This is a genomic window from Stenotrophomonas sp. STK17_22, from assembly GCF_051983905.1.
Lineage (GTDB): Bacteria > Pseudomonadota > Gammaproteobacteria > Xanthomonadales > Xanthomonadaceae > Stenotrophomonas > Stenotrophomonas maltophilia_A.
Map to the genome: position 1 here is coordinate 2,526,366 of NZ_CP197010.1, position 26,631 is coordinate 2,552,996.

Genomic DNA, 26,631 nt, shown 5'->3' on the forward strand with positions numbered 1-26,631 from the left:
CGTACATGAGTACGGAAGTAAGGTTACGCTATCCAATTTCAATTCGAAAGGACAAGCGCATGTCTGAACCAAAAACCGGGCGCGGCGCGCTCTTCACTGGAGGGCTTGCCGCCATCCTCGCCTCGGCTTGCTGCCTCGGGCCGTTGGTTCTGATCGCCTTGGGGTTCAGCGGCGCTTGGATCGGCAACTTGGCGGTGTTGGAACCCTATCGCCCCATCTTTATCGGCGTGGCGCTGGTGGCGTTGTTCTTCGCCTGGCGGCGCATCTACCGGCAGGCAGCGGCCTGCAAACCGGGTGAGGTCTGCGCGATTCCCCAAGTGCGAGCTACTTACAAGCTCATTTTCTGGATCGTGGCCGCGCTGGTTCTGGTCGCGCTCGGATTTCCCTACGTCATGCCATTTTTCTACTGATCGGAGTTCACCATGAAGAAACTGTTTGCCTCCCTCGCCCTCGCCGCCGTTGTTGCCCCCGTCTGGGCCGCCACCCAGACCGTCACGCTGTCCGTACCGGGCATGACCTGCTCCGCCTGCCCGATCACTGTCAAGAAGGCGATTTCCAAGGTCGAAGGCGTCAGCAAAGTTGACGTGACTTTCGAGACACGCCAAGCGGTCGTCACCTTCGACGATGCCAAGACCAGCGTGCAGAAGCTGACCAAGGCAACCGCAGACGCGGGCTATCCGTCCAGCGTCAAGCAGTGAGTCACTGAAAACGGCACCGCAGCACAACGGACGTCATTGTCTGGCGCCACAAACGATAAAGGATCTGTTGCATGACCCATCTAAAAATCACCGGCATGACTTGCGACTCGTGCGCGGCGCACGTCAAGGAAGCGCTGGAAAAAGTGCCAGGCGTGCAGTCGGCGCTGGTGTCCTATCCGAAGGGCACAGCGCAACTCGCCATCGTGCCGGGCACATCGCCGGACGCGCTGACTGCCGCCGTGGCCGGACTGGGCTACAAGGCAACGCTAGCCGATGCGCCACTGGCGGACAACCGCGTCGGACTGCTCGACAAGGTGCGGGGATGGATGGCCGCCGCCGAAAAGCACAGTGGCAACGAGCCCCCGGTGCAGGTAGCGGTCATTGGCAGCGGTGGAGCCGCGATGGCGGCGGCGCTGAAGGCCGTCGAGCAAGGCGCGCAGGTCACGCTGATCGAGCGCGGCACCATCGGCGGCACCTGCGTCAATGTCGGCTGTGTGCCGTCCAAGATCATGATCCGCGCCGCCCACATCGCCCATCTGCGCCGGGAAAGCCCGTTCGATGGCGGTATTGCGGCAACTGTGCCTACGATTGACCGCAGTAAGCTGCTGGCCCAGCAGCAGGCCCGCGTCGACGAACTGCGGCACGCCAAGTACGAAGGCATCCTGGGCGGTAATCCGGCCATCACCGTTGTGCACGGTGAGGCGCGCTTCAAGGACGACCAGAGCCTTACCGTCCGTTTGAACGAGGGTGGCGAGCGCGTCGTGATGTTCGACCGCTGCCTGGTCGCCACGGGTGCCAGCCCGGCGGTCCCGCCGATTCCGGGCTTGAAAGAGTCACCCTACTGGACTTCCACCGAGGCCCTGGCGAGCGACACCATTCCCGAACGCCTTGCCGTAATCGGCTCGTCGGTGGTGGCGCTGGAGCTGGCGCAAGCCTTTGCCCGGCTGGGCAGCAAGGTCACGGTCCTGGCGCGCAATACCTTGTTCTTCCGTGAAGACCCGGCCATCGGCGAGGCGGTGACAGCCGCTTTCCGTGCCGAGGGCATCGAGGTGCTGGAGCACACGCAAGCCAGCCAGGTCGCCCATATGGACGGTGAATTCGTGCTGACCACCACGCACGGTGAATTGCGCGCCGACAAACTGCTGGTTGCCACCGGTCGGACACCGAACACGCGCAGCCTCGCGCTGGACGCAGCGGGGGTCACTGTCAATGCGCAAGGTGCCATCGTCATCGACCAAGGCATGCGCACGAGCAACCCGAACATCTACGCGGCCGGCGACTGCACCGACCAGCCGCAGTTCGTCTATGTGGCGGCAGCGGCCGGCACCCGTGCCGCGATCAACATGACCGGCGGCGATGCGGCGCTCGACCTGACCGCAATGCCGGCCGTGGTGTTCACCGATCCGCAAGTGGCGACCGTGGGCTACAGCGAGGCGGAAGCCCACCACGACGGGATCGAGACCGACAGCCGCACCTTGACCTTGGACAACGTGCCGCGTGCGCTCGCCAACTTCGACACACGCGGCTTCATCAAGTTGGTTATCGAGGAAGGCAGCCATCGGCTGATCGGCGTACAGGCGGTCGCGCCGGAAGCGGGTGAACTGATCCAGACGGCGGCTCTGGCCATTCGCAACCGCATGACGGTGCAGGAACTGGCCGACCAGTTGTTCCCCTACCTGACGATGGTCGAGGGGTTGAAGCTCGCGGCGCAGACCTTCAACAAGGATGTGAAGCAGCTTTCCTGCTGCGCCGGGTGAGAAAAAGGAGGTGTTCAATGAACGCCTACACGGTGTCCCGGCTGGCTCTTGATGCCGGGGTGAGCGTGCATATCGTGCGCGACTACCTGCTGCGCGGATTGCTGCGCCCGGTGGCGTGCACACCAGGCGGCTACGGCTTGTTCGATGACGCCGCCTTGCAACGGCTGTGCTTCGTGCGGGCGGCCTTCGAGGCGGGCATCGGCCTCGACGCGCTGGCGCGGCTGTGCCGGGCGCTGGATGCGGCGGACGGCGACGAAGCGGCCGCGCAGCTTGCCCTGCTGCGTCAGTTCGTCGAGCGTCGGCGCGAAGCGTTGGCCGATCTGGAAGTGCAGTTGGCCACCCTGCCGACCGAGCCGGCACAGCACGCGGAGAGTCTGCCATGAACAACCCCGAGCGCTTGCCGTCCGAGACGCACAAACCGATCACCGGCTACCTGTGGGGCGGACTGGCTGTGCTGACTTGCCCCTGCCACCTGCCCATCCTCGCTGTCGTGCTGGCCGGCACAACCGCCGGTGCTTTCCTCGGCGAGCATTGGGTCATCGCGGCGCTCGGTTTGACCGGCCTGTTCCTTCTGTCCCTGTCGCGGGCGTTGCGGGCATTCAGGGAAAGAGAATGAGCGCTTTCCGGCCGGATGGATGGACGACGCCGGAACTGGCCCAAGCGGTCGAGCGCGGGCAGCTTGAACTGCACTACCAGCCCGTCGTCGATCTGCGCAGTGGTGGGATTGTCGGCGCGGAAGCCCTGTTGCGCTGGCGTCATCCGACGCTTGGACTATTGCCACCGGGCCAGTTCCTGCCCGTGGTCGAATCGTCCGGCCTGATGCCTGAAATCGGCGCTTGGGTGCTGGGCGAAGCCTGCCGCCAGATGCGTGACTGGCGAATGCTGGCATGGCGACCGTTCCGGCTGGCCGTCAATGTTTCGGCGAGCCAAGTGGGACCGGACTTCGACGGGTGGGTAAAGGGCGTGCTGGCTGATGCCGAGTTGCCCGCCGAGTATCTCGAAATCGAGCTGACCGAATCGGTCGCGTTTGGTGATCCGGCGATCTTCCCCGCCCTGGACGCCTTGCGGCAGATCGGTGTGCGCTTCGCCGCCGATGACTTCGGGACGGGGTATTCCTGTCTGCAACATCTGAAGTGCTGCCCAATCAGCACGCTCAAGATCGACCAATCGTTTGTCGCCGGGCTCGCCAACGACCGCCGCGACCAAACCATCGTGCACACCGTGATTCAGCTTGCGCACGGGCTGGGCATGGATGTGGTGGCTGAAGGCGTGGAAACATCGGCGAGTCTTGATCTATTGCGACAAGCGGACTGCGACACAGGACAAGGCTTCCTGTTCGCGAAGCCAATGCCGGCGGCGGCATTCGCCGTCTTCGTCAGTCAATGGAGGGGTGCCACCATGAATGCAAGTGACTCGACCACCACCAGTTGCTGCGTGTGCTGCAAGGAAATCCCGCTCGATGCCGCCTTCACCCCGGAAGGCGCGGAATACGTCGAGCACTTCTGCGGGTTGGAGTGTTATCAACGCTTCGAAGCGCGTGCCAAGACAGGGAACGAAACCGATGCCGATCCGAACGCCTGCGACTCGCTACCGTCAGATTGAGGCATACCCTAACTGGATGTCAGGCAGGGCCGCGCCGCTTAGTCAGAATAGAGTCATCTTTCGCATTTTTTGACACATGCCTGCGAAGGTCATAGATTTCAGCCTGACAGAAACGGGGTTTGAGGCACAACGGAACAGAAGGAGCACTTAAGCCGCCTTCAACCAAGGAGACATCGTGCAGGGGCACCGCATCGGCTACGTCCGGGTCAGCAGCTTCGACCAGAACCCGGAACGCCAGCTGGAACAGACACAGGTGAGCAAGGTGTTCACCGACAAGGCATCGGGCAAGGACACCCAGCGCCCCCAGCTCGAAGCGCTGCTGAGCTTCGTCCGCGAAGGCGATACAGTGGTGGTGCACAGCATGGACCGGCTGGCCCGCAACCTCGATGACCTGCGTCGCTTGGTACAGAAGCTGACTCAACGCGGCGTGCGCATCGAGTTCCTGAAGGAGGGCCTGGTGTTCACTGGCGAGGACTCGCCGATGGCCAACCTGATGCTGTCGGTGATGGGGGCCTTCGCTGAGTTCGAGCGCGCCCTGATCCGCGAGCGGCAGCGTGAGGGCATCACCTTGGCCAAGCAGCGTGGCGCGTACCGGGGCCGCAAGAAAGCCCTGTCCGATGAGCAGGCTGCTACCCTGCGGCAGCGAGCGACGGCCGGCGAGCCCAAGGCGCAGCTTGCCCGCGAGTTCAACATCAGCCGGTGTCATTTTCAGAAGACGACTGCACCAATTGACGGGGCGTAACGCCAGATGTGCAGGCGACTCCTGACAACGCAATATCAGAAGTCATCTGCACCAATCTCGACTATGCTCAATACTCGTGTGCACCAAAGCGAGGTGTGAGCATGGCGTCAGACACATCATTGATTGCCGAGCAAGGCGTGGCCACCCTGCCCGATGCGGCTTGGGCGCAGGCCCGGCAACGGGCGGAAATCATCGGGCCGCTGGCAGCGCTTGATGTGGTCGGGCATGAAGCCGCCGATGCCGCTGCTCACGCGCTTGGCCTGTCCAGGCGGCAGGTGTATGTCCTAATCCGCCGTGCCCGGCAAGGTGCTGGGCTTGTGACGGACCTGGCTCGCAGCCGATCCGGCGGCGGAAAAGGCAAGGGACGCTTGCCGGAATCAGTTGAGCGCATCATCCGCGAGTTGCTGCAAAAGCGCTTCCTGACCAAGCAGAAGCGTAGCCTGGCAGCGTTCCACCGCGAGGTCGCGCAGGCTTGCAAAGCGCAAAAGCTGCGGGCGCCGGCGCGCAACACCGTGGCTCTGCGGATCGCCGGCCTCGATCCGCTCAAGGCCACTCGCCGCCGGGAAGGTCAGGATGCGTCCCGCAGCCTGCAAGGTGTCGGTGGTGAGCCTCCCGCCGTGACCGCGCCACTGGAACAAGTGCAGATTGATCACACGGTCATCGACCTGATCGTGGTGGACGAGCGCGACCGGCAACCGATTGGCCGTCCGTATCTGACCATCGCCATCGACGTGTTTACCCGCTGCGTGCTCGGCATGGTCGTCACGCTGGAAGCGCCGTCATCTGTTTCGGTCGGCCTGTGCCTTGTGCATGTCGCCTGCGACAAGCGTCCCTGGCTGGAGGGTCTGAACATAGAAATGGAGTGGCCGATGAGCGGCAAGCCCAGGCTGCTCTACCTGGACAACGCGGCCGAGTTCAAGAGCGAAGCGCTACGCCGAGGCTGCGAGCAGCATGGCATCCGGCTTGACTATCGCCCGCTCGGGCAGCCGCACTACGGCGGCATCGTGGAACGGATCATCGGCACGGCGATGCAGATGATCCACGACGAATTGCCAGGGACGACCTTCTCCAACCCTGACCAGCGCGGCGACTACGATTCCGAAAACAAGGCCGCCCTGACGCTGCGTGAGCTGGAGCGCTGGCTCACATTGGCGGTCGGCACCTACCACGGCTCCGTGCACAACGGCCTGCTCCAGCCGCCGGCAGCGCGCTGGGCCGAAGCTATCGCGCGGACCGGCGTGCCAACCGTCATCACTCGCACCACGGCTTTTCTGGTCGATTTTCTGCCCATCATCCGCCGCACGCTGACCCGCACCGGCTTCGTCATCGACCACATCCATTACTACGCCGATGCGCTCAAGCCGTGGATAGCTCGGCGCGACCGCTTGCCTGCGTTCCTGATCCGGCGCGACCCGCGCGACATCAGCCGCATTTGGGTGCTGGAGCCGGAGGGGCAGCACTATCTGGAAATTCCATACCGCACCTTGTCGCACCCGGCTGTCACCCTCTGGGAACAACGACAGGCGCTGGCGAAATTGCGGCAGCAAGGGCGCGAACAGGTGGATGAGTCGGCGCTGTTTCGCATGATCGGCCAGATGCGCGAAATCGTGTCCACCGCGCAGAAAGCTACGCGCAAGGCGCGGCGCGACGCGGATCGACGCCAGCATCTCAAGGCAACGGCAGTTCTTTTCAAAACCACGCCACCACCGGACGCGGACATGGCTGACCCGCAGGCAGACAACCAGCCACCTGCCAAACCGTTCGACCAGATTGAGGAGTGGTAGCCGTGGAAGAATATCCCATCATCGACTTGTCCCACCTGATGCCGGTGGCCCAGGGCTTGGCCCGTCTTCCGGCGGACGAACGCATCCATCGCCTTCGCGCTGACCGCTGGATCGGCTATCCGCGAGCAGTCGAGGCGCTGAATCGGCTGGAAGCCCTGTATGCGTGGCCGAACAAACAACGCATGCCCAACCTGCTGTTGGTCGGTCCAACCAACAACGGCAAGTCGATGATCGTCGAGAAATTCCGCCGCACCCACCCGGCCAGCTCCGACGCCGACCAGGAGCACATTCCGGTACTGGTCGTGCAGATGCCATCCGAACCGTCGGTAATCCGCTTCTACGTCGCGCTACTTGCCGCGATGGGCGCGCCATTGCGCCCGCGCCCACGGCTGCCGGAAATGGAGCAATTGGCGCTGGCACTGCTACGCAAGGTCGGCGTGCGCATGCTGGTGATCGACGAATTGCACAACGTCCTGGCCGGCAACAGCGTCAACCGCCGGGAATTCCTCAACCTGCTGCGTTTCCTCGGCAACGAGCTGCGCATCCCGCTGGTCGGGGTCGGCACACGCGATGCCTACTTGGCGATCCGCTCGGACGACCAGTTGGAAAACCGCTTCGAGCCGATGATGCTGCCGGTGTGGGAGGCCAACGACGATTGCTGCTCACTGCTGGCCAGCTTCGCGGCTTCGCTCCCGCTGCGGCGACCCTCGTCGATTGCCACGCTGGATATGGCCCGCTACCTGCTCACGCGCAGCGAGGGCACCATCGGCGAGCTGGCGCACCTGTTGATGGCGGCGGCCGTCGCTGCCGTGGAGAGCGGTGAGGAAGCGATCAACCATCGCACGCTCAGCATGGCCGATTACACCGGTCCCAGCGAGCGGCGGCGGCAATTCGAGCGGGAACTGATGTGAAGCCAGCGCCACACTGGCCACTGCATCCGGCTCCCAGGGAAGGCGAAGCCTTGTCTTCGTGGCTCAACCGCGTGGCCCTTTGCTATCACATGGAGGTGTCCGAGCTGCTGGAGCACGATCTTGGTCACGGCCAGGTTGATGACCTGGACACCGCGCCACCACTGGCGCTGCTGGCGATGCTCTCCCAGCGGAGCGGCATCGAGCCGGACCGGCTGCGTTGCATGAGTTTCGCCGGCTGGGTGCCTTGGCTACTGGACAGCCTTGATGATCAGATTCCAGATGCATTGGAAACCTATGCGTTCCAGCTCTCGGTGCTGCTGCCGAAACTCCGCCGTAGGACGCGATCCATCACGAGCTGGCGTGCCTGGCTGCCCAGCCAGCCGATACATCGCGCCTGCCCGCTCTGTCTGAACGATCCGGAGAACCAAGCCGTACTGCTCGCGTGGAAGCTGCCCCTGATGCTGAGCTGCCCACTGCATGGCTGCTGGCTGGAATCCTATTGGGGCGTGCCAGGGCGGTTTCTCGGCTGGGAGAACGCCGACGCCGAACCGCGCACTGCCAGCGACGCGATTGCGGCGATGGACCAGCGTACCTGGCAGGCACTGACGACCGGCCACGTGGAGTTGCCGCGCCGACGCATCCACGCCGGATTGTGGTTTAGGCTGCTACGCACGCTGCTCGATGAGCTGAACACCCCGCTTTCGACGTGCGGCACCTACGCGGGGTATCTCCGCCAAATCTGGGAATGCTGCGGGCATCCGCTGCGTGCTGGGCAAAGTCTGTGGCGACCGTATGAAACCCTGAACCCGGCAGTACGGTTGCAGATGCTGGAGGCGGCGGCAACGGCAATCAGCTTGATTGAGGTGAGGGATATAAGCCCGCCAGGCGAGCACGCAAAGCTATTCTGGTCCGAGCCCCAAACCGGGTTCACCAGTGGCCTGCCGGCGAAAGCGCCGAAGCCCGAACCCGTCGATCACTGGCAGCGTGCAATCCAGGCCATTGATGAGGCCATCATTGAAGCACGACACAACCCCGAGACGGCACGCTCGCTGTTCGCGTTGGCTTCCTATGGTCGGCGCGACCCCGCTTCCTTGGAACAGTTGCGCGCCACCTTCGCGAAGGAAGGCATCCCCCCGGAATTTCTGTCACATTATGAGCCTAGCCTACCCTTTGCATGCCTTAGACAGAATGACGGGTTAAGTGACAAATTTTGACGTGCAGAGCTTCCCGATGCAAACTGTCACATAATCGAACGTATATGTGACAGGTACAAGATGCTGATTGGCTACATGCGAGTATCGAAGGCGGATGGCTCCCAGGCGACGGACTTGCAGCGCGATGCGCTGGTCGCGGCCGGTGTTGATCCGGCGCATCTCTATGAAGACCAAGCGTCCGGAAAACGCGAGGATCGTCCCGGTCTGGCGAGCTGTCTGAAGGCACTACGGCCAGGCGACACGTTGGTCGTTTGGAAACTGGATCGGCTCGGGCGCGACCTGCGCCATCTGATCAATACCGTCCATGACCTGACCGGACGCGGCATCGGCCTCAAGGTGCTGACCGGGCACGGCGCGGCCATTGACACCACGACCGCCGCCGGCAAGCTGGTCTTCGGTATCTTCGCCGCGCTGGCCGAGTTCGAGCGCGAGTTGATCGCCGAGCGCACCGTGGCGGGCCTGGCCTCAGCACGGGCACGCGGCCGGAAAGGCGGCCGGCCGTTCAAGATGACCGCCGCCAAGCTGCGGCTGGCGATGGCGGCAATGGGGCAGTCAGAGACCAAGGTCGGCGACCTGTGCCAGGAACTTGGCATCACGCGGCAGACCCTGTATCGGCATATTTCACCCAAGGGCGAGCTACGTCCAGATGGCGAGAAGCTACTCAGCCGAATTTGATGCCGACATGAGGCGACGTAGCGAAAGCGTGGTTTGTCTCAATTTGACGGCGGCGAACCGCAAGCGTTCGGTTCGCCGCTCGTTTCGGTCGCAGTGCTGGCCCGCGCCTGGAAACGTTGATAACACTCCAGCCCGCAGAAGTGCTCGACGTACTCCGCGCCTTCCGGTGTGAAGGCGGCATCGAGCGGAATTTCCTTGCAGCACACGCAGCAACTGGTGGCGGTCGGATCATTTGCATTCATGGTGGCACCCCTCCATTGACTGACGAAGACGGCGAATGCCGCCGCCGGCATCGGCTTTGCGAACAGAAAGCCTTGCCCGCGCTCGAACGCTTGGGCCCTCCGCCGTAGTCCATCCATCCGGCCGGGAAGCGCTCATGATCTTTCCCTGAATGCCCGCAACGCCCGCGCCAGTGACAGAAGAAACAGGCCGGTCAAACCGAGCGCCGTGATGACCCAATACTCGACAAGGAATGCACCGGCGGTTGTGCCGGCCAGCACGGCAGCGAGGATGGACAGGTGGCAGGGGCAAGTCAGCACGGCCAGCGTGCCCCACAGGTAGCCGGTGAACGGTTTGTGCGTCTCGGCCGGCATGCGCTCGGGGCTGTTCATGGCAAACTCTCCGCATGCTGTGCCGGCGCGGTCGGCATGGCGGCCAACTGCACTTCCAGATTGGCCAACGCTTCGCGCCGGCGTTCGACGAACTGACGCAGCACAGCAAGCTGCGCGGCAGTTTCATCGCAGTTCGCCGCATCCAGCGCCCGGCACAGCCGCGCCAATGCGCCGAGGCCGATGCCCGCCTCGAAGGCGGCCCGCACGAAGCACAGTCGCTGCAAGGCGGCGTCATCGAACAGGCCGTAGCCACCCGTGGTGCAGGCGACTGGCCGCAGCAATCCGCGCAGCAGGTAGTCGCGCACGATATGCACGCTCACCCCGGCATCAAGGGCCAGCCGGGACACCGTGTAGGCGTTCATCGAACACCTCCTTTGGGTCGGTTCACGGCAATGCATATACCGTTTCGCCGAGTTCAATCCGCGCGCTGCGAATCCGATGCCGGTGCCGTAGAACATTGGGTCGATATCCGATCACGGTGTCCTAGATGACATGGTCTGCAACAGATGTCGATTAAACTCCTGGCCCAAGCCGAAAGCCTCGTGGACACTGACGATCGCCAATCCTTCCAATCCTTGATGCTTGGAGGCCCAGTCTTCCGCCGTCGGGACAGATGCAAAGAAATGTACATGGCAACAGAAGGACTGACGAACGTCGGCTGCTTCCTGCGGCAATACCAAGGACACCGCCATGCCGGCAGGTTCGACAGCCTGTATCTCGCTGGGTGAAACCGTAAGCGAAACGGGTGCTCCAGTTGCAGCGCAATGCGACGAGACGCGAGCTGTACGGCCGATTAACGCCGGGAGCATCAGGGTGTCCAGCGCGCACCAGGCATACAGCCGGCGGTTGTCAATTTCCAAGACATGCGACGTCTCGCGCAAGGTGAGGACATAGCCGATGATGTTCCCATCGTTGTCGTATTCGGTACTGGTGGCTTGTTCGAGCACAGCCGCCACTTGCTCAGCGGGCCAGCCAAGAGTCCTGGCAAGCGTAGTTCGCGAAATCGGGCGTCCCTTGGCAAGTTCACCCAGTAGCGCGACCAAGAACTCCGCAAAACCTTTGGGCCGGTTGGTCGGGGTGAGACGTTCTAAAATATATGGGGCGAGCTTCATGGTTCCATCTCCTATTTGAATTGGATAGCGTAACCTTACTTCCGTACTCATGTACGGAGTCAAGCGGTATGGAAAATAATTTGGAGAACCTGACCATTGGCGTTTTTGCCAAGGCAGCCGGCGTCAACGTGGAGACCATCCGGTTCTATCAGCGCAAGGGCTTGTTGCCCGAGCCGGACAAGCCCTATGGCAGCATTCGCCGCTATGGCGCGGCGGACGTGACACGGGTGCGATTCGTGAAATCGGCCCAGCGGTTGGGCTTCAGCCTGGATGAAATCGCCGAGTTGCTGCGGCTCGACGATGGCACCCACTGCGAGGAGGCCAGCAGCCTGGCCGAGCACAAGCTCCAAGACGTGCGCGAGAAGATGGCCGATTTGGCGCGCATGGAGGCTGTGCTGTCTGACCTGGTGTGCGCCTGCCATTCGCGGCAGGGGAATGTTTCGTGTCCGCTGATTGCGTCGTTGCAAGGTGGAACGAGCTTGGCAGGGGCTTCCACAGCTTAGCGTGCTTTATTTTCCGTTTTCTGAGGTGCCCCCTACCAGCAACGCACCGCCGAAGACCGGCAGCAGGAGCGCGAGCAATTCCAGATGGTTAACCGGGGCCTGAAAGACCAGATTCAAGACCTGCAAAACCGGCTCATCCAAGCCGAGTCAAGAGCGTCCGAGCTGATAGACACTAATGCGCAATTACAACGACAAACGCATGAGCTCGAACAGGCCAATGCGATGCACAAAAGCACCTTGGATAGGCAAGTGGCCGATATCCAGAACTTGGAGCATCAACTTAACGACGCCTCGGCAAAAAACCGGGAGCGGAAGCATGAAAGCAAACAATTGGCGGATAATATTGCCGCACTCGCAAGCCAGAAAGCAGATGCCGATAAGCAGGTGGCCGTACTATCCCAAGCATTAGAGGTCACCAAAACGGATCTGAAAGCCTCTCAGAATAGAGCGGAAGTTCTGTCCGATGAGAACAAGTTGATTCTTCAGGAAAAAGCGGTGATTCAGGGGCAGTTTAAGCAGCTTCAGGAGTCACTGTCGCGATAAAGGCTTTAGTCAAACATTCATCGAAAAAGCTATATTAATCAATATATTATATACGAAGTGGCTAATTCCAACGCTTTTACCGGCCGGACCTCAAGTAGCTGCACCGGCCGCCATTTCATTCAAAGAGGCCTCGACGACAGTCAAAACTGTTCGACGCACGTCGATCTTCCATCGCACGCGCTCGACGCATCGGTCCAGGCTTTCGCTATCGTCTGCGTCCAATGCTTTGCAAAGTCGCGCCAGTTCGTCGAGCCCAATTCCGGACTCGAAGGCTGCGCGGAGAAACCGCAGCCTTCCGAGTGTTTTGTCATCGAAAATGTTCTAGCCACTTTCGGTTCGCCGAGCAGGGTGCAACAAGCCGCGTATCATGTAGTCGCGCACGACATGCACGCTGACGCAAGCATCATCAGCCAGCTTCGATATCGAGTACGCATTCATACTGGGCTTTCCTCGCAGTCCTCTAGCAGCTTAAGCGCGACATCATGACCAAGGTCGAACGCACTCTCGACAGGCACGACCTCAATCCCTTGGTGGGTCGAAGCCCACGAATTTGCAATAGACGGAGACGCAAAGAAATGCACATGACAGCAAAACGAACAACGAATGTCGGGCGAAGTATCCGGAGTTCGCAGTGAAACCATTGCTTCTGCCGGTTCGACATGAAGCACTGCTTCTGGTGCAACGGTGAGAGTGATCGGCCTACCGGTGGCGGCGCAGCGGGAAGTGACACGGGCAATCTTGCCGGTCAAGGCGGGAAACATCAAGGTGTCCAGCGCACACCATGTGTACAAATGACGGCCATCCACCTCAAAAACGTGAGAGGTTTCACGTAGTGTCAGCCCCAGTCCAATGATATTGGCCTCGTCGTCATATTCCGTACCAGGTGCCTGCTCAAGTACCGTTGCAACTCTCGCTCCAGACCATCCGAGTGCGCCGGCGAGCTTTTCGCGTGATACAGGTCCCCCCATCGCTAGCTGTCGGAGCAGCGCGACAAAGAGCGTTGCGAACTCTTTAGGATGATTGCCAGATGAAAGGCTTTCGGCAATCTTTTTGGAATAAATAGTCTTGTCCATTTTCCACCTGTTATATCGGGCAGCGATCAACCGGGATAAACCTTACTCGGCGGTTACGTCCTGCGCTTAACAAAGACGAATTACTTTGTGCCTTGCCGGCGTTGCCATTCCTCGGCCAGCAGCTGGGCTTGCTGTAACTGTTCGGGCTTCATTTGAGCTGCATAGTCTGCAACGACTTTTGCTGCTGTCGGTTCTCCCGACGCTGCGGCCAGACTCATCCACTGGTATGCCTGCACCTGGTCGGGCGCGATGTCGGTAAGACCCTTTGCAAACAGCTGGGCCAGCCTGACTTGAGCCTGCGTGTGTCCCTGCTCGGCAGCGAGGCGGTACCACTTGAAAGCCTCTGCATCGTTGGCAGGAGCCGCACGCCCATTCTTATACATACCGTCGACTTCACTTCCGTAGAGGCGCCCGAGGTTGAACTGTGCATCGGCTTCACCCTGCTCGGCCGCCCTGCGGAACCACTGGATCGATGCCGCGTGGTTTTGCTTTACGCCCATACCGCATTTGTACGCAAGACCCATGATGTTCTGAGCCATGGCATCGCCAGCCCTGGCCTTCTTTTCCCAATCACTGACGGTCTCTGGCGACAATGTTTCAATCGCGGCGCCGAGCTTAGAAAAATCATAAGCCGCCAACGCTTGGTTTGGCATGCCTAACGTTGCGGTACTTGCCAGTACGATCGTCAAGCACGCGCGTACACGGCGTAATTTAAGTCTGATGTCACAAAACATAAAAACTCCTCTGTCCCTGTTTTGGTGCCCAAGGTTTAGCCGGCACAGCACGATAGCTGTGTCACATCCTTCGAAAAAGTCTGTGCCACCAGTTTGAGACCTTCAACCATGGTGAGGTAAGGGAAAAGCTGGTTAGCCAGATCCTGGACGGTCATGCGGGCCCGGATGGCAATCGCGGCAGTCTGGATGATTTCGCCTGCTTCCGGTGTCACAGCCTGGACTCCGAGAATGCGTCCGGACCCTGCCTCAGCAACAAGCTTGATAAAGCCGCGGGTATCGAAGTTGGCGAGTGCACGCGGCACATTGTCGAGCGTGAGCGTACGGCTTTCGGTTTGCAGACCAATGCGCTGGGCCTCTGCTTCACTGTAGCCTACCGTGGCAACTTGCGGATCGGTGAACACGACTGCCGGCATGGCGTCGAGATCGAGCTTTACGTCGCCGCCGGTCATATTAATGCCAGCCCGGGTACCAGCCGCGGCTGCAACGTAGACGTACTGAGGCTGGTCAGTGCAGTCGCCAGCTGCGTAAATGTTCGAAGCACTCGTGCGCATGCCTTGATCGATCAGGATGCGATGTTGCGAGTCAAACGTCACACCTGCGCGCTCGAGATTCAGGCTTGCGGTATTTGGCGTGCGGCCGGTGGCAACAAGCAATTGATCCACCTTTAACTCGCCCTGCGCGGTCGTCAGGATGAATTGGCGGTCGCAATAGGTCACGGCACTCGCCTGCGTCTGTGTCAGCACCGTGATGCCTTCCGCACGGAAAGCTGCAGTCACGGCCTCGCCAATGGCAGGGTCGTCACTGGCAAACAAGGTGCGCCGGGCCAGGACCGTCACCTCGCTGCCCAAGCGCGCAAACGCTTGTGCCAGTTCCAGTGCTACGACCGAGGCGCCAATTACTGCCAGCCGTTTAGGAATGGCTTCGCTAACCAGGGCTTCGGTGGACGTCCAATATGGCGTTCCTGCAAGACCAGGCAACGGCGGGATGGCAGCGCTTGCACCAGTGGCAATGAGACAGCGATCGAAGGCCACTTCGCGAGTGTCACCTTCTGCCGCTTCCACGATAAGCGTTTGGCCATCCTTGAATCGGGCGCTGCCTCGCACCAGATTGATCGACGGATTGCTTTCGAGGATGCTTTCATATTTAGCATGACGCAGCTCGTCCACACGGGCCTGCTGTTGCGCCAGCAGACGGTCACGCAGGACAACTGGGGGCGTTGCCGACAGTCCCACGTCAAAAGGACTTTCGCGTCGCAGATGAGCGATATGCGCTGCCCGAATCATGATCTTAGAAGGGACGCAGCCCACGTTGACGCAGGTGCCGCCGATAGTTCCCCGCTCGATCAGGGTGACACGGGCACCGTTTTCAGCTGCCTTCAGCGCTGCTGCCACAGCGGCGCCGCCAGTACCGATGATCGCCACATGCAGCTGACCTGCCGGTTTCTCCACCGCGCGCTCGCCGCTCAGCCACTGGGCGGCTTTGCCAAGGAGTCCTGGCTGTTCAACTCTGCGCTCTTTGCTTTCAAATTCGTCTGTAGGCGTAGCACCGTAACCAAGGGCGCCCACTGCTGCTACGAGCGCGGACACGTCAAGCCTATTGCCTGTGACTTGCGCCTTGTTCGATGGATAATCGACAGCCGCTCGCGTTACGCCGGGGACCGCCAGCAGCGCGTCCTCAACGTGCCTTGTACAACTTGGGCAAGTCATTCCCGCCACGCTCAAACCAACTTCGTTTAACTCTTGCATTCCGCTCTCTCTTTTATCCGTTGTGCCCAAGCCAACTAGTACGACGCCTCGGTCACTGAATCGGTTGTGCGCTTCAGGGAACAGGCTCCGTGGGTCGTTTACAGGCTGCTCACGCGATGACGACCGGCAGAATCGCCTGAGCGGCATCTCTGCCGTGGTTCTAGCGATGCTGCCGTTATTTGTTGCCTTACTTCTTCAGCTCAGATGGGTAGCCTACATCCGTCGTCGCCTTGCTAAGCGCCTGGACGTTGGTCTTCGCATCGTCAAACGTTACGACGGCAAGCTTGGTTGAGAAGTCGACCTCGGTCTTGCTAACACCGTCGACCTTGCTCAAGGCCTTTTTAATGGTGATAGGACAAGTCGCGCAGGTCATGCCAGGAACGGCCAAGGTGACCGTCTGCGTGGCGGCCCACACCGGGGCAACAGCGGCGGCGAGGGCAAGGGAGGCAAACAGTTTCTTCATGATGAACTCCTGGTTAATAGAAAAATGGAACGACATAGGGAAATCCAAGCGCGACCAGGACCAGCACGGCCACGATCCAGAAAATCAGCTTGTAGGTGGCGCGCACCTGCGGAATCGCGCAGACCTCACCTGGCTTGCATGCCTGCACGGGCCGGTAAATCCGCTTCCAGGCGAAGAACAGCGCCACTAGCGCCGCGCCGATGAACAACGGTCGATAGGGTTCCAGCACCGTCAGGTTGCCGATCCAAGCACCGGAGAAGCCCAGGGCGACCAGTACTAGCGGCCCCAGGCAGCAGGTCGATGCAAGAATGGCGGCCAGCCCGCCGGCGAAGAGCGCACCGCGCCCGTTTTGTGGTTCAGACATACGTTGGCCCTTTTGAATTTGGATTGGATAGCGTAACCTTACTTCCGTACTCATGTACGGAGTCAAGCGATATGGAAAATAATTTGGAAAACCTGACCATTGGCGTTTTTGCCAAGGCGGCCGGGGTCAACGTGGAGACAATCCGCTTCTATCAGCGCAAGGGCCTGTTGCCGGAACCGGACAAGCCTTACGGCAGCATCCGCCGCTATGGGGAGGCGGACGTGGTTCGGGTGAAATTCGTGAAATCGGCACAGCGGCTGGGGTTCAGTCTGGACGAGATTGCCGAGCTGTTGCGGCTCGACGATGGCACCCACTGCGAGGAGGCCAGCAGCCTGGCCGAGCACAAGCTCCAAGACGTGCGCGAGAAGATGGCCGATTTGGCGCGCATGGAGGCTGTGCTGTCTGACCTGGTGTGCGCCTGCCATTCGCGGCAGGGGAATGTTTCGTGTCCGCTGATTGCGTCGTTGCAAGGTGGAACGAGCTTGGCAGGGGCTTCCACAGCTTAGCGTGCTTTATTTTCCGTTTTCTGAGACGACCACAGATCAGAAAAGACTGTGCAGCCGACTCTTGATATTCCGTGCAGTCACCTTCTGAAAATGACAGCCGGGAAACCCTCTACCAGTACCTCCGCACGGACGACTGACACATGCCGCGTCGCTTGATCCTCTCGGCCACGGAGCGGGGCACCCTGCTCGCGTTGCCAGAAAGCCAGGATGACCTGATCCGCTACTACACCTTCAACGACTCCGACCTGTCGCTGATCCGTCAGCGGCGCGGCGACGCCAACCGCCTCGGCTTCGCCGTGCAACTCTGCCTGCTGCGCTACCCCGGCTATGCGTTGGGCACTGACAGCGAGCTGCCCGAACCGGTCATCCTGTGGGTGGCCAAGCAAGTCCAGACCGATCCGGCGAGTTGGACGAAGTACGGCGAGCGCGATGTGACCCGTCGCGAGCACGCCCAGGAACTGCGCACCTACCTTCAACTGGCCCCGTTCGGCCTGTCCGACTTCCGCGCCCTGGTGCGCGAGCTGACCGAACTGGCCCAGCAGACCGACAAGGGCTTGCTGCTGGCCGGCCAGGCGCTGGAGAGCCTGCGGCAGAAGCGACGCATCCTGCCGGCGTTGAGCGTGATCGACCGGGCTTGCTCGGAGGCCATTGCACGGGCCAATCGGCGGGTCTACCGCGCCCTGGTTGAACCGCTCACGGACTCGCATCGGGCCAAGCTGGACGAGCTGTTGAAGCTCAAGGCCGGCAGCAGCATCACCTGGTTGACCTGGCTGCGCCAGGCACCGCTGAAACCCAACTCTCGGCACATGCTTGAGCACATCGAGCGGCTGAAGACATTTCAGCTGGTGGACTTGCCCGAAGTCCTGGGCCGGCACATCCACCAGAACCGCCTGCTCAAGCTGGCCCGCGAGGGTGGGCAGATGACGCCCAAAGACCTCGGCAAGTTCGAGCCGCAGCGGCGCTATGCGACCCTGGCCGCCGTGGTGCTGGAGAGCACTGCAACCGTGATTGATGAGCTGGTGGATCTGCACGACCGCATCCTAGTCAAGCTGTTCAGCGGCGCGAAGCACAAGCATCAGCAGCAGTTCCAGAAGCAGGGCAAGGCGATCAACGACAAGGTGCGCCTGTACTCCAAGATCGGCCAGGCGCTGCTGGAGGCCAAGGAAGCCGGCAGCGACCCCTATGCCGCCATCGAGGCGGTGATCCCCTGGGACGAGTTCACCGAGAGCGTCAGCGAAGCCGAGCTGCTGGCCCGGCCGGAGGGCTTCGACCACCTGCACCTGGTCGGCGAGAACTTCGCCACCCTGCGCCGCTACACGCCGGCTCTGCTGGAGGTATTGGAGCTGCGCGCCGCCCCGGCCGCGCAGGGCGTGCTGGCAGCCGTGCAGACGCTGCGCGAGATGAACGCCGACAACCTGCGCAAGGTGCCGGCCGATGCTCCCACCGCCTTCATCAAGCCGCGCTGGAAGCCACTGGTGATCACCCCGGAAGGCCTCGACCGGCGCTTCTACGAAATCTGCGCCCTGTCCGAGCTGAAGAACGCCCTGCGCTCCGGCGACATCTGGGTCAAGGGCTCGCGGCAGTTCCGCGACTTCGACGACTACCTGCTGCCGGCCGAGAAGTTCGCCGCGCTCAAGCGGGAACAGGCCCTGCCGCTGGCGATCAACCCGAACAGCGACCAGTATCTGGAAGAGCGCTTGCAGCTGCTGGACGAGCAGTTGGCCACTGTCGCCCGCCTGGCCAAGGACAACGAGCTGCCCGATGCCATCCTCACCGAGTCCGGGTTGAAGATCACCCCGCTGGATGCGGCGGTGCCGGATCGGGCGCAGGCGCTGATCGACCAGACCAGTCAGTTACTGCCGCGCATCAAGATCACCGAACTGCTGATGGACGTGGACGACTGGACGGGCTTCAGCCGCCACTTCACCCACCTGAAGGACGGGGCCGAGGCCAAAGACCGGACGTTGCTGCTGTCCGCGATCCTCGGTGATGCGATCAACCTCGGGCTGACCAAGATGGCCGAGTCGAGCCCCGGTCTGACCTACGCCAAGCTGTCCTGGCTGCAAGCCTGGCACATCCGCGACGAGACCTATTCGGCGGCCCTGGCCGAGCTGGTCAACCACCAGTACCAGCATGCCTTCGCCGCCCACTGGGGCGACGGCACCACCTCATCCTCCGATGGCCAGCGTTTCCGGGCTGGCGGCCGGGGCGAGAGCACCAGACACGTCAACCCGAAGTACGGCAGTGAGCCGGGACGGCTGTTCTACACCCATATCTCCGACCAGTACGCGCCGTTCAGCACCCGCGTGGTGAATGTCGGCGTGCGCGATTCCACCTATGTGCTCGACGGCCTGCTGTACCACGAGTCCGACCTGCGGATCGAGGAGCACTACACCGACACGGCCGGCTTCACCGATCACGTCTTCGCCCTGATGCACCTGCTGGGCTTCCGTTTCGCGCCGCGCATCCGCGACCTCGGCGAAACCAAGCTGTACGTGCCGCAGGGCGTGCAGACCTACCCGACGCTGCGGCCGCTGATCGGCGGCACCCTGAACATCAAGCACGTCCGCGCCCATTGGGACGACATCCTGCGCCTGGCCAGCTCGATCAAACAGGGCACCGTCACTGCCTCGCTGATGCTGCGCAAGCTCGGCAGCTATCCGCGCCAGAACGGCCTGGCCGTGGCCCTGCGCGAGCTGGGCCGGATCGAACGCACGCTGTTCATCCTAGACTGGCTGCAAAGTGTTGAGCTGCGCCGCCGCGTGCATGCCGGCCTGAACAAAGGTGAGGCGCGCAACTCGCTGGCCAGGGCGGTGTTCTTCAACCGCCTTGGGGAAATCAGGGATCGGAGCTTCGAGCAGCAGCGCTACCGGGCCAGCGGCCTCAACCTGGTGACGGCGGCTATCGTGCTGTGGAACACGGTGTACCTGGAGCGCGCCACCCAGGGGTTGGTCGAGGCCGGCAAGCCGGTGGACGGCGAGCTGCTGCAATTCCTGTCGCCGCTGGGCTGGGAGCACATCAACCTCACCGGCGATTACGTCTGGCGGCAGAGCCGCAGACTGGAAGACGGGAAGTTTCGGCCCCTACGGATGCCCGGAAAACCTTAGCGTACGATTTTTTCCGAATTCTGCGAGCCCCCCAGGAAGAATTGCGTAGACCCGCGCGCAGCAAGCACTACGTTGTGCTGAGGGATCAGCAGCAGCTTTGCCCCCGCGGAATACGCCCCTGTGAGAGCATCCTCTGCCAGGGTATCCGCTGCGACGACGAGGTGGTCACGAGTGAGGAGAACGTTGAGGATGCTCATTGCGGGATCGTCTAGACGTTTGCAGACTATCGCCTTCCCCTCCCCTCCTGTCCAGACTGCTATGGCCTCCGCGATCACACAAATTCTTGGTCGCCCCAATGCTTGCGAGAACGCACTTGAGATACGCCGCGGCTACCTCAAGGCGATGGAAGATGCGCTGCGGGTTTCGCTTCTGATCCACCAAGATCCAAGGCTTCTGTTCGACACGTGGGCCAGACTGCTCCCCTTGATCGCTCAAAGCCACGAGAGTGACGGCAGCCAGCCATTTGCGACCGGGATCGTCCGCTCGCGCGATCATGGATCCCGGCGGTTGGCTGGCTGAGCGTATGGTTGCAATATAGGAAGCAATCGCGCGCGGACCAGAACGCTGTTCATCGCAGACATTCTTAGGGTGCCATTGCAGAGATTTCAGCTTTTGAGGAATAAAATTTCAGTGCAAGACGGTCCATTGCAGAAAAATTTGACTTGCGACTGACGCAACGCAGAAATTGCTGATGCACGGATGATGCAATGCAGAGATTACCGGCTAACAGATGCTGCAGCCCAGCCGGCCAACTGAGGGCTTTGCCCGATGGACGAGCCGTTACTCTTGCCTGCAGATCACGATTCTAGGATGACTTGTGCCTCAATCGGCTGACCAGGATCGGGCGTCTGTGCTGGAGGGCTCCTTAGAGCTCTTGGGTGAAATTCGAGCCGCTTGGATGGAGATAGAGCATGGACGTGACCGAAGATCGACGGCGGTGGCGGCACTTTGCCAGATGTCCCTTGATCACGCCGTGGCAGTACAGTCCCTGATCGCTACTCTGCCCCAGTCAGCAATCTCGCTGGTCCGGCCCCAGTATGAGGCCCTCGTGCGTGCAACCTGGGCATGTTATGCAGCTACCGACACCGACATCGAGAAGCTTCTTGCGCCCCTGACTCTGGAGAGTCAGCAAGCGGCAAAGAGGCTCCCTGGCGTTCAGGACATGCTCGTAAAGCTTGAGTCCTCTGGGCCCCGAGGAGCATCACAGTTGTTGGGCAGAGCCAGACAATGCCTTTATGTCGGCTTGAACTCCTATCTCCATGCCGGGATTCACCCCTTGGCAAGGCAGTTAAATGGCTACCCGGGCGCGCTTCTGGCGGGGGTGGCCATGAACAGCAATGCGCTTGCCATGCTAACCCTTCTGAATCTGGCGCACCTGTGGCCAGGCGAACCAGTTCTGGCATGGATGAATGCACTGCATCATCAATTTGGGGGTGTTTTGCCAGAGTTGGAGCCATTGACCCCCCATCAGCCCTCGCCATAGAGCTGTCCCGGATCGCCTGCGCGTCTAGGGTGGGGTCTGTGGTGAGTGACTAGGCAGTTGGGCCTCGCCCCCCTCTGGGGGCACGGGGAGAACATCACGGGCGCATAAGCAGTTGCCCCGGATTTCTCGTTGGGGCAAGTCCTGGCAGTTGATCTGTGTCGGGGGCCTGTCGGGCGACTGTCATGTTTCCAAGTTCGGCACCCTCCTAATCTGGGCTCCCTACCCCTCCGGAGTTATCTTCTATGACCACCAAGACCCCGCCTCGCCTGCTTACCGCTGCTGAGGTTGGCGCCTGCATTCGCCAGTTCCGCCAGTTGCGTCATTGGTCGCAAGAACAATTGGCCGAGATCTCGGGCCTGAACGTGCGAACAGTTCAGCGGGTTGAGCAGGGTGACTCGGCCAGTTTCGACACCCGTCGCGCACTGGCGCGCGCCTTCGATTTCAATGACATCGATGCACTCAACAAGCCTTTCTCGCTGCCGACAGACGAGGAACTGCAGGCGGCGCAAGCGCAGTTTGAGCGCGACTACATCACCCTGGCGGTGTCCCCGCTTGCTGCTGGGCGCGAGCTGGCCAGCCTGATCGTTTCGTGCGACATGGATCTGTCCGAACCGGCTTTCGAGCTGTCGCGCGAGGCGGCGAGCGAGTTTGCTGCACTGGTCGACTACTACCGTGAGTATCGCGACTGCCAAGACCTGTATTCAGAAGTCGACAAGCTAGACATCTACGACGGGCTGCAGCAGCGCATTGAGGTCCTGCGGGAACTGGGAGTATCACTGTCGCACGGTCAGCGTAAGGTCGTCATTCGGATGGGCTCAGGTATGCCGATGGATGCCACGGTCCTGTACGTCGTGGCGTTTCGCCTCGGCCACGAGTGCAGTCAGATCGTAACTCCTAAGGCAGCACGCATCGGCTGAGTCAGCATTCATTAGATCGATAGTGGTGGCGATACATCTGACAGATGTCTATTGATCGCGCCGTCGCAGTACAGTCCCTGGAGGTTGCCCTGCCTTAGTCAGCGATAGCGCTGGTCCGGCCCCAGCACAAGACCCTGATTCGTGCGACAGCAAGGTTCTTAGCTTTCGAGGCAGCGAATTTTTGATGTGCCCTGAACCCTCGCGAAGATCCACTATGGAGACGCCGTCGATTTCTGGATCCAGACCTAAGAAGCCCTCGAGTTCTGGATCCACAGGCAACTCGTCCTTGAGTTCCTGACTGCGCACCTGAGTGGTCAAGCTCCGCCCGGGTGAAGGCTCTGCGCCCAGTACTCTAGGAACTCCTCTTGAGCAATCGTTTCGATTGCGCCTGGCCTGGCATGCCGCACCATGTGGATGGCATCCGATGCCCGCTTGGCCTCGCCAGACTGCAGCAAAAGCATGGCAGCGACCGTTCCCGCGCGTCCCAACCCCCCCTTGCAGTGGACCACGATCCTTTGACCGCTCAGCATGTCAGCGACGAGCTCAGCACTTAGCTGTAGCCAATCTTTGAGGAGTCTGTCGTCTGGTGCGGCTCCATCAGTGATTGGCAGTCCATGCCAAGAGATGCCCTTCCCCGCCACTATCGCCGGTAAGCTCTCGATTCGAAGGTCCTTGAGCTCCCAAGGCTCAAGCAAGGTGACTAGGTGAGTGGCACCCCAGTCCTGAATAGCCGAGACGTCCACATCTAGGTCTCTCGCCCATGCTCCAGTCATGGCGACTTCCTGGTACTTGCCTGGCGCAAATGTCACCCCTATGCCGCCTCCATGGGCTCCAACAGGCAACTCTGCAATCAGTAACGGGTGGCTAGCGCTGGTGCGCATCATTTCGGCTCTCCCAACATGCGGTAACGTTCTGCGTCGTGCGCCGGGGCGCTCCCCGCTCATTCGCTGCACGGCTAGGATATCGGATGTTCAGATATCGTTGAACTGGAGAGAACACCTAAGGGTCAATATCGGAAAGTCAGATAGACAGTCTGTGGGCAGGTTGATATCCTGACAACTGGTATCGCGATTTGAGGGCTGTGTGGCCTATGTCGTTAGCCAACCGACCCTCATCGCGCCCTGGCCAGAACTGGACAATTTCGTTCGTTCAATAGGTCCCTTTCTTGCGTGCGCGTGGTGCGCGCTAGAGCGCTCAAGAACGGCTAGTTCGCCGGTAGCTGCTGAGGGGTTGGCCTCGCAGGCACTTGACACGCTTGCGACGCTGCGCGTCCTCCATCGCGAACCAGTCGAATGTTCTCGGCTTGCCGCAAGATCTCTGTATGAGCCCCTGGCTTGGTCCTACAAATCTCCGTGGTCTCGCAGTGACTTGAACCTTGAGTCGGCATTGACCCGGTCGCTCACCCAGTGGGCGGCTGAGTGCACGCCCAGTGCGAGGCGGAATCTCGGAATTTCACTGGCATCCACCGAAGCTCGAGCGTACTTGGCAAACCTTCTGCGGAAGCATCGGTTGGACCCGAAGCTAGGCGACGGGCTTCAGTCGATTGGATCGCCTGAATGGAATGCGCTCAGCTTGGGGCGTAAGCGCTACGTGCTGTGGGCGAGCATGCGAAATTCTGCCTCGGAGTTCATACAAAGCGGTTTGGATGAGCATGCCGCGAGGCGAGCACTTGATCGCGAGATAAAACGCAGATGCATCTGGTTAGCTGGACGCGAGCAAGCTGGAACCCTCGCCCGGAAGGATTTTTGCTTCTTGCCTGGTCAGGGTTGGCGTCAGCCGTTGATCCTGGACGTTGCAATGGAGACTTTCCTGCCGCTGGGCATGGCGTACTGGCTGGAACCTAGCGGCAGTTGGCAGCTTTAGCTTCTAGTCTGAGTAGACCGACCAGCTGCCACGGGTCCATGAGATGGTTTGAGGGGGCTCAGGACTCTATCGCGGTAAACGCCCCCCCAGGTCTATATCGACGGTTCTCCAACGAAGCGCTGGACCTTGGTTGACCGGCGAGCCTGTGGCCCATTGGACGCTGGCCAAGAGATGGCCCTCTAGTACTCGTTCAGTCGCTTACGGATTGCCTCGATGGCATCGTCCAGTCCCGCGTCGTCCTCGGGGTAAGGAGAACAAAACAGTTGAACCGGGACCCAGCAATGTTCCTGTCCCGGTTGTACATAGGGGGCGTAATCATCTAGTAGCCATGCAGAGCCGATGGGCTGGGAAACGTTGGCAAGATCCTTCGTCGGCCCAGTCCAGTCTATGTATGGCAAGCGGGCAAACCAACCCGGGGCCGCTCCTTCGCAAGCCAATAGGTCGGCAATCTCGCGAAATCTAGGCTCCGGAACTGTGGTGAAGATGACTAGACCCTCAAAGAGCGACTTTGCCGACTCCAGAAATTCGTAGAGGCCCGGGCGCGGGATCTGGCTTACAGCGTTGGAAATCAGCGTTCCTTCTAAGTCCAAGGCGAGGATGGACGGGCGCATTGTGTAATGGTCCTCTTTGGCGGGGGTGAACGTCGGTACCGCTACCAAGCCCCGCCGGAGGGTGATCCGCCGGCGGGGCTTGGTAGCATCAGACATCTTCGAACTCGCTCGCTTGCTTGAGTTGGTTCTCAAGGAAATCAATGCGCTTCTGAAGATCGGCACTTAGATAGGCTTTGTCCGTAAAGTCCATTGCTGTCTCAGGGATCATCTCCAGCTCGACGCGTGTGGATGTAGCTGATGTACAGCGCCGCATTCCAGCTCGCTTCGCTCAATGGCAGTGTTGAGCGGTTGATGATGCGGGCGGTGATGACTGGCTTGGGCCCAAAGAAGCTGTTTTCCATCCGGAACTCTGGATCAACCGCACTGACCCTCTTTAGCTCGGCGATAGTAGGAAGTTGATCGTTGGCCTCCTGTCATAGCGCTTCTATCTCCTTGGGATTGCTATCCCTGATGTGCTTAACCTGCCCTCTCACCACCTGCCTTACGGAAGCGTTTGGGTAGGTCTGGTTCAGTTTTTCAAGAAGGTCGGCAGGGATTCGTGAGAAAAACAGCCGAATCGTCTCTAACACCATGATTCAACGAGGAAACACCCCTCGACGTCAGGCAGTTCGTGGATTACAGACCTAGGCTTGATTGAACCAGAAGCCGCGTGACACAGGCATTCCTGGAGTACTGCTCAGGCACGCGTGCCCTTCTTGAATATTGGATTCAAGAGTTTCCACGCTCCTGACCCAACGGAAACCTTCAAGAAGGCTCTGACCGTCGCCTGATCCATTGCAGTAGTTCCTCGTGCGGGATCGTACGTCCAGCGTCGACGTCGGCCATACCCTCGCGGGTCCGCCGTTCCTTCTCTTCCTCGGTCAATCCCGGAAGGAGTGCTAGTAGCTTATCTTCAGGGCTCATAGGCCGATGAGCTGTGCTCAAGTTGGCTTGATTCTCGTGAAAAAATATGGGCAGGATCTGGGGATCATCCAAGCCCGCCGGCAAAGGCAGCGATACGTCGTGGACCGCCAAGTCGATGATGACGTCCAAATCTGAGCATAAGGGCTGTATGGCGGTGGTCACCAGACGAGCCGCCCGCTCGGCGAAAGCCAGGTCCACCACCAGCCAGATCAACAGACCGGGAGGCTGTTCGACGCCCCCTGACGAGTGAGTTTCCAGGAGATAGGCCGACGAGACGAAGTCGGCGTGCTCAAGGCTGCCGCTGATGGCCGGAGCGAGCCAAGCCGGCGCGGCCTGGGCAGGTCTCACCGCGAACTCCGCCGGCGCCAGACGTTCCACCCTGGCCAGAAAGCCCGTATCCAACAATGTCGCAACCTCTTCCGGGTACAGGACAACGCCGCCGTAGTTGGGATTGAGCATCAACGTCGCGCCGCGAGTACCGGTTAGCAGCTCACGGCCTGAAACTCCCAGAATTCTGACAGCAGACGAGCTGGCCGCCTGCGCCTTGTCGAGCGAGGTAAAGAAAGGGATCGCATCGAAACCGTCAGGATGGCGGAACTGGACCAGCCGCAGTGTCTGCGCGTCGTCCGAGATGGGCGCATGCACGTACACGATCGCATCCATCAGTCGCTTGAAGAATGCGCGTTCCTCGGCCGCACTGTCGCGGGCCC

The 26,631-nt window shown here is 60.8% G+C and carries 33 protein-coding genes; 18 read left to right on the forward strand and 15 right to left on the reverse strand.

Going from position 1 to position 26,631, the window contains the following annotated elements; genetic code table 11:
* The first annotated feature begins 59 nt into the window (after positions 1 to 59).
* The 11 genes from merT (at position 60) to ACSYS9_RS11800 (ending at position 9,383) form a co-directional block, all read left to right on the forward strand.
* Positions 60 to 410: a mercuric ion transporter MerT gene (gene merT, locus ACSYS9_RS11750; RefSeq protein ID WP_003131974.1), complete on the forward strand. Its 351-nt coding sequence runs from the start codon at positions 60 to 62 to the stop codon at positions 408 to 410.
* A 12-nt stretch (positions 411 to 422) separates the two neighbouring features.
* Positions 423 to 698 (forward strand): mercury resistance system periplasmic binding protein MerP, encoded by a 276-nt coding sequence (gene merP, locus ACSYS9_RS11755; RefSeq protein WP_003131987.1) that lies wholly within the window; start codon positions 423 to 425, stop codon positions 696 to 698.
* A gap of 71 nt (positions 699 to 769) precedes the next feature.
* The gene (gene merA, locus ACSYS9_RS11760; protein ID WP_003156770.1) at positions 770 to 2,455 is read left to right on the forward strand and encodes a mercury(II) reductase; all 1,686 of its coding nucleotides are present in this window, start codon (positions 770 to 772) and stop codon (positions 2,453 to 2,455) included.
* Between the two features lie 17 nt (positions 2,456 to 2,472).
* On the forward strand, positions 2,473 to 2,838 hold the full coding sequence (merD, locus tag ACSYS9_RS11765; protein ID WP_000995360.1) for a mercury resistance co-regulator MerD: 366 nt from the start codon (positions 2,473 to 2,475) through the stop codon (positions 2,836 to 2,838).
* Complete coding sequence (gene merE, locus ACSYS9_RS11770) at positions 2,835 to 3,071, forward strand: broad-spectrum mercury transporter MerE (RefSeq protein ID WP_003132004.1); 237 nt, start codon at positions 2,835 to 2,837, stop codon at positions 3,069 to 3,071. Before merD (ACSYS9_RS11765) ends, merE (ACSYS9_RS11770) begins: the two co-directional genes overlap by 4 nt.
* Entirely contained in the window at positions 3,068 to 4,057 is a 990-nt protein-coding gene (locus tag ACSYS9_RS11775; RefSeq protein ID WP_003132006.1) for a DUF3330 domain-containing protein, read from the forward strand. Before merE (ACSYS9_RS11770) ends, ACSYS9_RS11775 begins: the two co-directional genes overlap by 4 nt.
* Positions 4,058 to 4,232: 175 nt before the next feature.
* Positions 4,233 to 4,799: a recombinase family protein gene (locus tag ACSYS9_RS11780; RefSeq protein WP_071227358.1), complete on the forward strand. Its 567-nt coding sequence runs from the start codon at positions 4,233 to 4,235 to the stop codon at positions 4,797 to 4,799.
* A gap of 101 nt (positions 4,800 to 4,900) precedes the next feature.
* Complete coding sequence (locus ACSYS9_RS11785) at positions 4,901 to 6,583, forward strand: Mu transposase C-terminal domain-containing protein (protein WP_010791757.1); 1,683 nt, start codon at positions 4,901 to 4,903, stop codon at positions 6,581 to 6,583.
* A 2-nt stretch (positions 6,584 to 6,585) separates the two neighbouring features.
* Positions 6,586 to 7,494: a TniB family NTP-binding protein gene (locus ACSYS9_RS11790; protein WP_000393453.1), complete on the forward strand. Its 909-nt coding sequence runs from the start codon at positions 6,586 to 6,588 to the stop codon at positions 7,492 to 7,494.
* Between the two features lie 50 nt (positions 7,495 to 7,544).
* Positions 7,545 to 8,708: a TniQ family protein gene (locus tag ACSYS9_RS11795; protein WP_017512239.1), complete on the forward strand. Its 1,164-nt coding sequence runs from the start codon at positions 7,545 to 7,547 to the stop codon at positions 8,706 to 8,708.
* Positions 8,709 to 8,768: 60 nt separating this feature from the next.
* Positions 8,769 to 9,383, forward strand: coding sequence for a recombinase family protein (locus tag ACSYS9_RS11800; protein WP_010981357.1), 615 nt, complete (start codon positions 8,769 to 8,771; stop codon positions 9,381 to 9,383).
* Positions 9,384 to 9,421: 38 nt separating this feature from the next.
* On the opposite strand, the gene ACSYS9_RS11805 is transcribed toward ACSYS9_RS11800, so the two are convergent.
* The 4 genes from ACSYS9_RS11805 to merB (ACSYS9_RS11820) all read right to left on the reverse strand — a co-directional run bounded on the left by ACSYS9_RS11805 (position 9,422) and on the right by merB (ACSYS9_RS11820) (position 11,106).
* Positions 9,422 to 9,625 (reverse strand): DUF3330 domain-containing protein, encoded by a 204-nt coding sequence (locus tag ACSYS9_RS11805; RefSeq protein ID WP_005413391.1) that lies wholly within the window; start codon positions 9,623 to 9,625, stop codon positions 9,422 to 9,424.
* 132 nt (positions 9,626 to 9,757) lie between these two features.
* The gene (gene merE, locus ACSYS9_RS11810; RefSeq protein WP_005413392.1) at positions 9,758 to 9,994 is read right to left on the reverse strand and encodes a broad-spectrum mercury transporter MerE; all 237 of its coding nucleotides are present in this window, start codon (positions 9,992 to 9,994) and stop codon (positions 9,758 to 9,760) included.
* Positions 9,991 to 10,452, reverse strand: a complete 462-nt coding sequence (gene merD, locus ACSYS9_RS11815) for a mercury resistance co-regulator MerD (protein ID WP_428992360.1) — start codon at positions 10,450 to 10,452, stop codon at positions 9,991 to 9,993. Before merD (ACSYS9_RS11815) ends, merE (ACSYS9_RS11810) begins: the two co-directional genes overlap by 4 nt.
* A gap of 15 nt (positions 10,453 to 10,467) precedes the next feature.
* Positions 10,468 to 11,106 (reverse strand): organomercurial lyase MerB, encoded by a 639-nt coding sequence (gene merB / locus ACSYS9_RS11820; RefSeq protein ID WP_011405612.1) that lies wholly within the window; start codon positions 11,104 to 11,106, stop codon positions 10,468 to 10,470.
* Between the two features lie 68 nt (positions 11,107 to 11,174).
* On the opposite strand from merB (ACSYS9_RS11820), the gene ACSYS9_RS11825 reads away from it, so the two are divergent.
* Together ACSYS9_RS11825 and ACSYS9_RS11830 are read left to right on the forward strand one after the other, a co-directional pair.
* Entirely contained in the window at positions 11,175 to 11,609 is a 435-nt protein-coding gene (locus ACSYS9_RS11825; protein WP_010981353.1) for a mercury resistance transcriptional regulator MerR, read from the forward strand.
* 84 nt (positions 11,610 to 11,693) lie between these two features.
* Complete coding sequence (locus ACSYS9_RS11830) at positions 11,694 to 12,152, forward strand: hypothetical protein (protein ID WP_011405611.1); 459 nt, start codon at positions 11,694 to 11,696, stop codon at positions 12,150 to 12,152.
* A gap of 321 nt (positions 12,153 to 12,473) precedes the next feature.
* Here the strand turns inward: ACSYS9_RS11830 and ACSYS9_RS11835 are convergent, their stop codons facing one another.
* The 6 genes from ACSYS9_RS11835 to ACSYS9_RS11860 form a co-directional block, all read right to left on the reverse strand.
* Positions 12,474 to 12,590: a MerR family transcriptional regulator gene (locus tag ACSYS9_RS11835; protein ID WP_031943118.1), complete on the reverse strand. Its 117-nt coding sequence runs from the start codon at positions 12,588 to 12,590 to the stop codon at positions 12,474 to 12,476.
* Entirely contained in the window at positions 12,587 to 13,225 is a 639-nt protein-coding gene (gene merB / locus ACSYS9_RS11840; protein ID WP_011405610.1) for an organomercurial lyase MerB, read from the reverse strand. The genes ACSYS9_RS11835 and merB (ACSYS9_RS11840) overlap by 4 nt, the downstream gene beginning before the upstream one ends.
* Positions 13,226 to 13,305: 80 nt before the next feature.
* Positions 13,306 to 13,914 carry a phenylmercury resistance protein MerG gene (gene merG, locus ACSYS9_RS11845; protein ID WP_231990915.1) on the reverse strand — a complete coding sequence of 203 codons (609 nt, stop codon included), beginning with the start codon at positions 13,912 to 13,914 and terminating at the stop codon, positions 13,306 to 13,308.
* Between the two features lie 80 nt (positions 13,915 to 13,994).
* A complete protein-coding gene (merA, locus tag ACSYS9_RS11850; protein ID WP_440569366.1) occupies positions 13,995 to 15,704 on the reverse strand; it encodes a mercury(II) reductase in 1,710 nt (569 codons plus the stop codon).
* Between the two features lie 187 nt (positions 15,705 to 15,891).
* A complete protein-coding gene (gene merP, locus ACSYS9_RS11855) occupies positions 15,892 to 16,167 on the reverse strand; it encodes a mercury resistance system periplasmic binding protein MerP (protein WP_011405607.1) in 276 nt (91 codons plus the stop codon).
* Between the two features lie 13 nt (positions 16,168 to 16,180).
* Entirely contained in the window at positions 16,181 to 16,531 is a 351-nt protein-coding gene (locus tag ACSYS9_RS11860; protein WP_001294663.1) for a mercuric transport protein MerT, read from the reverse strand.
* Positions 16,532 to 16,602: 71 nt separating this feature from the next.
* Here ACSYS9_RS11860 and ACSYS9_RS11865 point away from each other — a divergent pair, with 71 nt between their 5' ends.
* Both ACSYS9_RS11865 and ACSYS9_RS11870 read left to right on the forward strand, forming a co-directional pair.
* A complete protein-coding gene (locus tag ACSYS9_RS11865; RefSeq protein ID WP_032490487.1) occupies positions 16,603 to 17,037 on the forward strand; it encodes a mercury resistance transcriptional regulator MerR in 435 nt (144 codons plus the stop codon).
* A gap of 140 nt (positions 17,038 to 17,177) precedes the next feature.
* Positions 17,178 to 20,144, forward strand: coding sequence for a Tn3-like element TnAs1 family transposase (locus ACSYS9_RS11870; RefSeq protein ID WP_005413400.1), 2,967 nt, complete (start codon positions 17,178 to 17,180; stop codon positions 20,142 to 20,144).
* On the opposite strand, the gene ACSYS9_RS11875 is transcribed toward ACSYS9_RS11870, so the two are convergent.
* A complete protein-coding gene (locus ACSYS9_RS11875; RefSeq protein ID WP_032966765.1) occupies positions 20,141 to 20,341 on the reverse strand; it encodes a hypothetical protein in 201 nt (66 codons plus the stop codon). The genes ACSYS9_RS11870 and ACSYS9_RS11875 overlap by 4 nt on opposite strands.
* A gap of 61 nt (positions 20,342 to 20,402) precedes the next feature.
* Here ACSYS9_RS11875 and ACSYS9_RS11880 point away from each other — a divergent pair, with 61 nt between their 5' ends.
* The 3 genes from ACSYS9_RS11880 to ACSYS9_RS11890 all read left to right on the forward strand — a co-directional run bounded on the left by ACSYS9_RS11880 (position 20,403) and on the right by ACSYS9_RS11890 (position 22,544).
* Complete coding sequence (locus tag ACSYS9_RS11880; RefSeq protein ID WP_049401600.1) at positions 20,403 to 20,663, forward strand: hypothetical protein; 261 nt, start codon at positions 20,403 to 20,405, stop codon at positions 20,661 to 20,663.
* 436 nt (positions 20,664 to 21,099) lie between these two features.
* Entirely contained in the window at positions 21,100 to 21,627 is a 528-nt protein-coding gene (locus tag ACSYS9_RS11885; RefSeq protein WP_395760189.1) for a DUF6988 family protein, read from the forward strand.
* Positions 21,628 to 21,869: 242 nt separating this feature from the next.
* Positions 21,870 to 22,544: a helix-turn-helix domain-containing protein gene (locus ACSYS9_RS11890; protein WP_005413401.1), complete on the forward strand. Its 675-nt coding sequence runs from the start codon at positions 21,870 to 21,872 to the stop codon at positions 22,542 to 22,544.
* 314 nt (positions 22,545 to 22,858) lie between these two features.
* Here ACSYS9_RS11890 and ACSYS9_RS11895 read toward each other — a convergent pair whose 3' ends face one another.
* The 4 genes from ACSYS9_RS11895 to ACSYS9_RS11910 all read right to left on the reverse strand — a co-directional run bounded on the left by ACSYS9_RS11895 (position 22,859) and on the right by ACSYS9_RS11910 (position 26,584).
* On the reverse strand, positions 22,859 to 23,488 hold the full coding sequence (locus ACSYS9_RS11895) for a cyclin-dependent kinase inhibitor 3 family protein (RefSeq protein ID WP_306341171.1): 630 nt from the start codon (positions 23,486 to 23,488) through the stop codon (positions 22,859 to 22,861).
* A 1,098-nt stretch (positions 23,489 to 24,586) separates the two neighbouring features.
* Positions 24,587 to 25,114 carry an NIF family HAD-type phosphatase gene (locus ACSYS9_RS11900; protein WP_021201831.1) on the reverse strand — a complete coding sequence of 176 codons (528 nt, stop codon included), beginning with the start codon at positions 25,112 to 25,114 and terminating at the stop codon, positions 24,587 to 24,589.
* Between the two features lie 101 nt (positions 25,115 to 25,215).
* Positions 25,216 to 25,359, reverse strand: a complete 144-nt coding sequence (locus ACSYS9_RS11905) for a hypothetical protein (protein WP_153855340.1) — start codon at positions 25,357 to 25,359, stop codon at positions 25,216 to 25,218.
* A gap of 403 nt (positions 25,360 to 25,762) precedes the next feature.
* Entirely contained in the window at positions 25,763 to 26,584 is an 822-nt protein-coding gene (locus tag ACSYS9_RS11910; protein WP_019184713.1) for an SseB family protein, read from the reverse strand.
* Positions 26,585 to 26,631: the final 47 nt, after the last annotated feature.